Source organism: Campylobacter sp. 2018MI01 (assembly GCF_018501205.1).
In the GTDB taxonomy this organism is placed as follows: domain Bacteria; phylum Campylobacterota; class Campylobacteria; order Campylobacterales; family Campylobacteraceae; genus Campylobacter_E.
The window spans coordinates 1-8,798 of the sequence record NZ_JAHCZE010000063.1; the positions used below are offsets into that span (position 1 = coordinate 1).

Annotated in this window: 9 protein-coding genes; 7 read left to right on the forward strand and 2 right to left on the reverse strand. The window is 28.1% G+C overall.

The genetic code is table 11. The features are described from left to right. On the reverse strand, positions 1-735 hold a 735-nt coding region (locus tag KJQ97_RS08140; RefSeq protein ID WP_214120519.1), incomplete at its 3' end, for a Fic family protein. Positions 736-1,129: 394 nt separating this feature from the next. On the opposite strand from KJQ97_RS08140, the gene KJQ97_RS08145 reads away from it, so the two are divergent. From KJQ97_RS08145 to KJQ97_RS08170, 6 genes are all read left to right on the forward strand, one after another. Further along, a complete protein-coding gene (locus KJQ97_RS08145) occupies positions 1,130-1,429 on the forward strand; it encodes a YkgJ family cysteine cluster protein (protein WP_214120520.1) in 300 nt (99 codons plus the stop codon). Next, complete coding sequence (locus KJQ97_RS08150; protein WP_214120521.1) at positions 1,430-2,557, forward strand: GTPase; 1,128 nt, start codon at positions 1,430-1,432, stop codon at positions 2,555-2,557. A 2-nt stretch (positions 2,558-2,559) separates the two neighbouring features. Further along, positions 2,560-3,819, forward strand: a complete 1,260-nt coding sequence (locus KJQ97_RS08155) for a GTPase (RefSeq protein ID WP_214120522.1) — start codon at positions 2,560-2,562, stop codon at positions 3,817-3,819. 53 nt (positions 3,820-3,872) lie between these two features. Beyond that, a complete protein-coding gene (locus KJQ97_RS08160; protein WP_214117683.1) occupies positions 3,873-4,073 on the forward strand; it encodes a hypothetical protein in 201 nt (66 codons plus the stop codon). Positions 4,074-4,103: 30 nt separating this feature from the next. After that, complete coding sequence (locus KJQ97_RS08165; protein ID WP_214120523.1) at positions 4,104-5,753, forward strand: BspA family leucine-rich repeat surface protein; 1,650 nt, start codon at positions 4,104-4,106, stop codon at positions 5,751-5,753. Between the two features lie 190 nt (positions 5,754-5,943). After that, positions 5,944-6,087: a hypothetical protein gene (locus KJQ97_RS08170; protein ID WP_214117680.1), complete on the forward strand. Its 144-nt coding sequence runs from the start codon at positions 5,944-5,946 to the stop codon at positions 6,085-6,087. A 76-nt stretch (positions 6,088-6,163) separates the two neighbouring features. On the opposite strand, the gene KJQ97_RS08175 is transcribed toward KJQ97_RS08170, so the two are convergent. Beyond that, the gene (locus tag KJQ97_RS08175; RefSeq protein WP_214120524.1) at positions 6,164-8,020 is read right to left on the reverse strand and encodes a DUF1561 family protein; all 1,857 of its coding nucleotides are present in this window, start codon (positions 8,018-8,020) and stop codon (positions 6,164-6,166) included. Between the two features lie 97 nt (positions 8,021-8,117). Here KJQ97_RS08175 and KJQ97_RS08180 point away from each other — a divergent pair, with 97 nt between their 5' ends. Further along, positions 8,118-8,711, forward strand: a complete 594-nt coding sequence (locus tag KJQ97_RS08180) for a restriction endonuclease (protein WP_214120525.1) — start codon at positions 8,118-8,120, stop codon at positions 8,709-8,711. Positions 8,712-8,798: the final 87 nt, after the last annotated feature.

Consider the following 8,798-nt stretch of genomic DNA (forward strand, 5'->3'; position numbering starts at 1 on the left):
TTTATAAGATTTTGCTATGTATTGATTAAACATTTCATCATTTTTTTCACTCTCAAGCTTTTCTTCAATACTAGGCTCTACGCTATTAAATCCATCAATACAATTTTTATAAGTAAAATCCATAATATCTTTCATTTCATTTGTTTCATAATATTTAATTAATTTTTCTTTAAACTCGCTAATAAGCTCAACAGGTATATTTACTAAACCTGCTCCATTTTCAATCAAAATTCTATTAGCACATAAAATAGCTGTTCTTTTATTACCATCAATAAAAATTTGTCTTCTCATTAGATATAACATTAATGTTATTGCTCTTTGTGTGGCGTTTGTGATTTTTTGTATTTCGTTTAATTCTTCTATAACTTCTTCCTTATGTGGCATTTTAGGTTTGTAAGATGTCCCACCTATAGCTACATCAAATTTTCTTATATAGCCTGATTGATAGATTAAATTTGCACCTATAGTCTTGTTAATTTTACAAATATAAGCAAAATCAACTTCAGGATAATTTATAGTATCAAAAAGAACAGACCAAGCGTATTTAAGGTTGTTAATAGCTACAATATCATCTACCTTTAAGCTACTTATATTTACACCGTTATAAATGGCTTCTACTTGTGGAAAAGTTACATTAATTCCCTCAAGTCTCACACTTTTATAGATATTATCTACGATATTTCTTTTTGCTAAACATATGTTGTATTCTAAGCTCATATGAAATTTATTTTTCATATTTATTAATCCCTTTTTTAATTTATATAATTTTATTTTAATACATTCATCTTTTTATTTTTGTAACCTAGAAATTTATTATAGTCAATACAATAATATGTAATACAAATAGTTAAAGTAAGATAAAATATTTTTTTATTTGCAGTAATTAGTATTATATTTTGTTTTTAGTTTAAGCTTTTAAAATCAATATTTTTATTAATAATATTTTAAATATTTTTTATATGGACAGAATTTTGACAACTCATATGCTATAATGCGAAAAATTACAAGAAAGGAGAATAAATGAAAGCTATATTTTCTCTTATGGGGGGGGGATTTTACAAAAACTAAAATCACTTAACTTCATTAATTTTATTCAAAACTTCTCATTTATATTCAAAGGAACTTAGCAATGTTAGATAATTTTCCATGCACTGCATGTGGCTTATGCTGCAAAAGTATTAACGGAGTAAAAGAACTAGAAGAATTTAATTTAAATGGTGTTTGTATGCACCTAGCAGATGATAATACATGCAGGATTTATGAAAATCGTCCTATGGTTTGTAGGGTTGATGAATATTACGAAAGGTTTCTTAAAAAGTATATGAGTAAGGCTAAATATTACAACGAGAATATAAAAGTCTGCAATGCTTTACAAGATAAATTTAAAGTAGATAAAAAATATAAAATTAATTTAATTAAGGAGTTTTAAATGAGTATAGAACAAATTATCGCAGAAGAAAAAGCAAAGTTTGAAAAGGCAAATTCATATGCAAATATTATGATTTTAGGTCATACAGGTGCAGGCAAAAGCTCACTAATAAATCATGTTTTTGGCTCTAAAGTAGCAAATGTTAGCAATCATAAACCACAAACTAGAGGTTTTAAGGTATTTTTAGGAAAAGATTTTAACAAAACTATAAATATTATCGATTCAGAAGGCTATGAATTAGCAGGCGAAGCAGATAGTTTTGTAAATAAAGTTAAAGATTTTCAAAATGAGCTTGAAAGTGGCAAGATAAATAATTGCGAAGGAAATATTCATGTAATTTGGTATTGTATATCTGCAAGTAAGACAAGAGTGGAAGATATGGATTTAAATATCGTAAAACTATTAAAGAAAAACTATAAAAATATTTTTGTAGTAATGACACAATGTGATGAAGATGATGCTAATTTAAGTATTCAAAAAGAATATGAGAAAATCTTAAATACAAAAATATATGCAGTTAGCACAAAGCTACCTGATAAGGATACAGATATAAATGATTTATTAAAGGATAGCGCCAATTGCATTGCAGATGATGATATACGAAAGGCTTTTGTGGCGTCTCAGGAAAGAGCTCTTGGGTTAAAAGAAGTAGAAGCTGAAAAAATTATACTTGGATATACAGCAGGTTGTGTTGTTGCAGGAGCTAATCCTATACCTTTTATGAGCGATACTATGATAATTACTCCTACTCAGGTGGCAATGTTAGTGCATATCGGGCGCATATATGGGGTTGATATATCAAAAACAACTTTAAAAAGTTTAGCTGCAGAAACATTAGCGAGTAATTTAGGGAAAGCTTTAGCAGGAAATTTAATTAAATTAATTCCTGGTGCCGGCACTATTTTAGGTGGTGCAATAAATGCTAGTGTAGCAGGTGTTATTACTTACGGAATGGGCTATGGTTATTCAAAATATTGCAAAGTCCAATATGAGAATATTTTAGCAGGTAATTTACCACAAGAAGAAGCAGTAGATGAAATTTTAAACACTATCAAGCATTATGTAGATACTACAAGCTGGAGTGATATTAAAAATCAAGTTAAAAATACAAAGCCAATCGAGGAGTAATTATGCAATATCAAGAAGCTAGAGTATTGGTTATTGGCAAGACTGGTAATGGTAAAAGTTCTTTTATAAATTATCTTTTAGATGAAGCTAAAGCACCTACAGGTATTGGCAAGCCTATTACGCAAGAATTTGAAGAATATGAAAAGATAGTTGACGATAAGCTAAAGCTTATTGTCACTGATAGTAAAGGGCTTGAATCAAATAAAGATGATTTTGAAAGTATTATTAAAAATATCAAATCATATATACAAAGCAAAAATAGTAGCGATAATGTAGCTGAGTTTTTTCATGTTGTTTTTTATTGTCTGAAATACAATACAAAAAGAATTGAAGAGCAAGAAATAGAATTAATTAAACAACTAAAAGAGCTTTTAAAATTTAATATTCACTTTATCATCACAGGTTGTGATAGTATTAAAAGTGTTGAAGAATTTAACGAATATGAAGAGCATATTAAAAAAGAGCTTGGAAAAGATACAAGATTATATAAAGTATGTTCTATTGAAGTAGAAAAAAGAGGCGGACAAAAAACTCAAAAATATGGCAAAGAAGAAGTAATAAATGGTGTTATTGATTTGATTTTTGAAAACTTAGCTACTGTATTTGCTTATGATTTTGCTCATAAATATGTAGTGTCTTATAATAAAACTTTAGATAATTATGAAGAACGATTAAATAAAACAATTGATAGTAATATTGGCTTTTTTTCAAGACTTTTTAGCTTTTTAGATACTACAAGGGCAGAAGTAAAAGCAGAATTTGAAAAAGTAAGGTCTCAAATCATTGATGAAATAGAGAAATTGCAAAACAATATGACCAATGAGTATTCTATAAAGCTTGATGAGATTTTTACATTTTGCAATGTTTTAAGTGATACTTTTGGTCTTAAACAAACACTAAGTAAGTCTTTAAACACAAAGGCATTAAAAGATACTTTACATTTTAAAGAATATGGCTTATGGGATAGTTTTGCAAATATGTTTACAAATAATGATGCTAAAGAAAGCTTTAAAAAATATTTTAATAGTTTAAAAATACCGTTAAATGCAAATATAAATCAAAACAATAATACTACCAGCGTAGATATAAATTTAAGCGATTCTTCTATTGTAAAATTTCTAGGACTCACAGATATTGCTAGGGGTGTTGAATCGGTATTAAATTATTTAAACAAGCTTTCAAGTAATTCTAAAGAAAAATTTAGCGGAGAAAAAAAGCTTGTTGAAGATATTAAAGCAGTTATTATGCAGTCTAAACAATAATTTAAATCAAAGAATTTGAAATATGACTTTCAAATTCTTAAAAAGGAGAGATTATGCCAATACCGCCAAAGCCTAGTAAATATACTTGCAAAAGTTGTGGATATAGCGTAGTTAGGATTTATAGTAGTGATTGTTTTGCAGAAAATGATTTAGCACCAATTAAGTGTCCTAAATGCAAAGCAAGTTTTAATTGGGAGCATTCAAAGGCAAATAAATTTGAAATATTACTAGCAAAACTAAAAGGAATAAATTAGAAATTTATTTTATTAATATAAAGGAAAATAATGAAAAAATATAAACCAAGAATAAGAATAGAATTATGCGAACTAGTAAGAGATGAGAGCGTATATCTAGGTGATATTGATACGAGTTTGATTACTGATATGAGTGGATTATTTGAAAATAGCACTAGAAAAGACTTTAGCGGGATAAACGAATGGAATACTAGTAATGTAACTAATATGAGTGGTATGTTTGAAGGTTGTGAAAATTTCAATCAACCTGTAAACTTTGATACAAGAAATGTAACCAATATGGATTGTATGTTTTATTGTTGTGTAAATTTCAATCAACCTTTAAATTTTGATACTTCAAAAGTTGAAAATATGAGCGGTATGTTTTCTAATTGTAAAAACTTCAATCAACCTTTAAATTTTGATACTTCAAATGTAACTAATATGAGTGGTATGTTTGCTGGTTGTGTAAATTTCAATCAACCTTTAAATTTTGATACTTTAAAAGTAACAAATATGAGTGGTATGTTTGAAGGTTGTATAAACTTCAATCAACCTGTAAACTTTGATACTTTAAAAGTAACAAATATGAGTGGTATGTTTGAAGGTTGTATAAACTTCAATCAACCTGTAAACTTTGATACTTTAAAAGTAACAAATATGAGTGGTATGTTTGCTGGTTGTGAAAATTTCAATCAACCTTTAAATTTTGATACAATAAATGTAACCAACATAGCTTGTGTGTTTAAAGGTTGTATAAACTTCAATCAACCTGTAAACTTTGATACTTCAAAAGTAACAAATATGAGTGGTATGTTTGCTGGTTGTGAAAATTTCAATCAACCTTTAAATTTTGATACTTCAAATGTAACTGATATGAGTTGTATGTTTGCTAGTTGTAAAAATTTCAATCAGCCTTTAGATTTTGATGCTAAAAAAAGTTTGTTTATAAGAGATATGTTTGATGGTTGTGAGAAATTTGATTTTGCTAATATTAAAAATAAAGATTTAATGGTAAAAACAGCTTTTAAAATAAATGCAGCAATAGAATACATGCTTAAAAATAATTTAATAAAAAAAGTAGCTAATAAATACCAACCAGCTGATAAATATGAGCTAAAAGCTTTAGTTTATATAGATGGAATTAGTTTAAGTGATATTGACACGAGTTTAATTACTGATATGAGTGGATTATTTGAAAATAGCACTAGAAAGGACTTTAGTGGGATAAATGAATGGGATACAAGAAATGTAACTGATATGCGCTGTATGTTTTATGGTTGTAGAAATTTCAATCAGCCTTTAAATTTTGATACTTCAAAAGTTAAAAATATGGGATACATGTTTTATGGTTGTAGAAAGCTCAATCAGCTTTTAAATTTTGATACCTCAAAAGTTGAAAATATGAACGAAATGTTTTCTCGTTGTATGAACTTCAATCAAACTTTAAACTTTGATACAAGAAATGTAATCTATATGAACGGTATGTTTGCTGGTTGTACAAACTTCAATCAAACTTTAAATTTTGATACTTCAAGAGTAACTAATATGAGCGGCATGTTTTCTAATTGTAAAAACTTCAATCAGCTTTTAAATTTTGATACTTCAAGAGTAACTAATATGAGATATATGTTTGAATATTGTGAGAGTTTAGAACATTTTCCAGAGTTTTATATAAAGTTTTGTGAAGAAAACGAATAAGTCTAAGAATTTCAAATGGGAGTTTCAAATGAAATTCCTTTTTTAAATTCCAAAAATTTCGCTGCATTTTAAAGAATAATTATAAAGTTATAAATCAAAATTTATATTTTAAATTTATTAAAATCTTTTTATATAGACACAATCAGGACTTTACTTTTGCTAAGATATACGAAATTAAAAAGGAGTTTATATGTGGATTTTAGGACTTTTGTTTATCTTAGCTTTACTTTTATTTTTTGGCTTAGGTGTTTTTAGACTTTTACTTGTAGTTTTTATATTCTTAATTTTTTTAGCAATTATTGCAAAGGTTGTAGAGTTGTTATTTAAGGATTAAATTCTTAGCAATTAATTTATATTAAAAGAGCTAAAATATTTTGATTTAAATCGCCAAAAATTAGCGATTTAAATTCTTAAAAATTATGCTCAATCTCCATCAAATCACATCTATCATTATCACAAGTATCAGCGTGATTAGGATTTAGTATATGCCCATTTCCTCGTCTAAAATCACCACCACCAGTGCAATCAAATTGATTTAAATATTCTTCAAATATATTATCTCTATTACCGGCTAAACCAATTAAGCTAATGGCTTGTATGTTGTATCTATTATTAGCAGATAGGTTTCTTAATAAAGTATGCTCATCTTGTGTAGGTGCTATAAAGCTTGTAAAATCTTCTTCGCTTATATTTTGAGCATTTGTTGGGATTACTACTGCTCCGTTGTTTGTAATGATGATAGGAACTGCGTGTGCTCTGCCGTTATCTAAACTCATTAATGCAATATACAAAGAACCAGCAGGAGAATTTAAAATACCCCTTAATTGAGCTCTTAAATTATCTTGAGTTGTGATGGTACTAAGGCTCCATTCTTGTCTTGGCAAAATACTGCTAGTTAAAGCCCAAATCGCCCTAATACCCCTTGAATATAGTCCTTCACCTAAAGCCAATTGTTGTCCCCATAACTCAAGTGCTTCACCCATTAAATTATACATCGCAGGGTTTCTTCTAGCAAATGTAGTAAATGGAGATACATTGTCCATATAATCAAATAAATATCCAGTAGAACTATAATTTAATATAGGATTATGTGGATATATTTGAGTTAGTAAAGAAACTATCTCATAAGTATGTAGCATACAAATTCCACAAATCCCACTAGCATCAGTGCTGCTATCAGTAGTCCTTGCAATGCTTAATAATCGTGCTTTCCAATTTGCTTGTAAAGGGTCAAAATTAGCTAAGCTATTTGATATAACTTCTCGTTTTGTTCTTCTTTCTGCACCACAATGGCTAGAGAAAAGCCCTAAATTTCTTGCGTTAAAATTCCGTAATTCATAGACGCTAAAGTCAAATGATAATTTACCATCTAATAAAACGCTAGGAGATAAATGGGTTTTATAATAATTTATATCACTTATAAATAATTTTCCTAATTCACTACCCCTTGAAACATCTAAAATATTTTTATTAATATCTAATATATAAGAATTTTCAAATAAATTTAAATTCCAATAAAATCTATTTTCAAATCCGTAAAAATTACATTTAGAAAACTTTAAAAAACTAGCGTCTTGATTGCTAAGATTAGTTTCAAGGCACTCAAAAGTCCCACTGCTAGGGTTAAAAAGAGCTATTTTACCACTTGTAATATCGTAATAAAAATTAAATGGTGTTTTTGAAGCCCCATTTTTTGTAATATAAAATAGTTCTAATTTATTATTTGATTTTGAACGAAAATATATAGAAGTTTTAAGAGCGTAATTAATAGGTGGTGGAACTGCTTGTAGCCACTGCTTCATTTCGTCATTATCTATGGTTATTTTATTGGCATTTTTGTTTTTTGTAGCTAGTAAATTATATTCGCTTTCTTTTACTTCTACATCAATATAAGCTGGTAAGCTAAAGGTATCTGTTATGTTAAACCATTGAGATTTATCGTTTAAAACACAAGGTTTTAATTCAAAGAAATCTTGTTTGGTTTGTCCACTTTTAAACCTATCGCTAAGACTTGCACATAGCCAATTGTCTTTATATTTAAAAGCAAGTCTTTTGTATAAATCATATCTTGTATCTACTGCTTGTTTGCAATCTAGCATACCGATTATGACCCTATCATGCACTTGTCTTGGAGCTAGACAAAAAGTTTTATTATCGTGAGCTTTTATGATTAAATGTTTATCTTGTATTGTGTTGGCTGGAGTTTGCGGGACGCTATTTGCAAATATTGTAGAAAGGTAAAATAATATTAATATAAGTTTTTTCATAATTTCCCCCTTAAGATTTGTGATTATATTAATTTATAATAATATTTATTCTAAATTTCAAATATTTTTTAATAGTTGTGAAAATTAAGGAGCAAAAATGAGTGATAACAATGCTAAAAAAAGATATTTTGCTATCAAAAATAGCATAGAATTTAAAAAACAAGAAGAATTAAATTCTAACTATGAAGATATTTTAAAGGCTTATGAAAAAGAGCTTGACGAAGCGATTTTGAAAGTTGTTAATAAGTATAAATTTAGTGAAATTTTAAGTAAAAAAATGCCAAATTATCACAAAATAACAAAATCTATAATCTACAAAGCAGAAAGCGAAAATGAAAAAAAGGGCAGATTATATGAATTAAAAATTAAAAAGTATTACGAAGAGCAAGGTTACAAGGTCTTTCCACACGGCTTTATAAATGGTAAAAATGATGGCGGGATAGATTTGGTTTGTTATAAAGAAAATGAGTGTGTATTAATTCAGTGCAAAAATCACAAAAGCCAAATAGGTCAAGATTTGCTAAGGAAATTTTTAGGTGATTGTGCTGTTTTTGTTAATGAGAATGAAAAAATGCTTAAAAATAAAACTATTAAAAAAGTTTTTATAAGTTCAAGTGAGCCAAGAGCAAGTGCTGAATATTATCTGTCTCTTATACACACTCAAAAAAAAAAAACAGTCCCCCCGTCCTAGCTCTTGGGCCTGAGCTCGGATTAATTCGGTCTTCGCGAACACGCGTCGGTCTCAACACCACGATGACCTTCCGCGTCATTCGCGTGT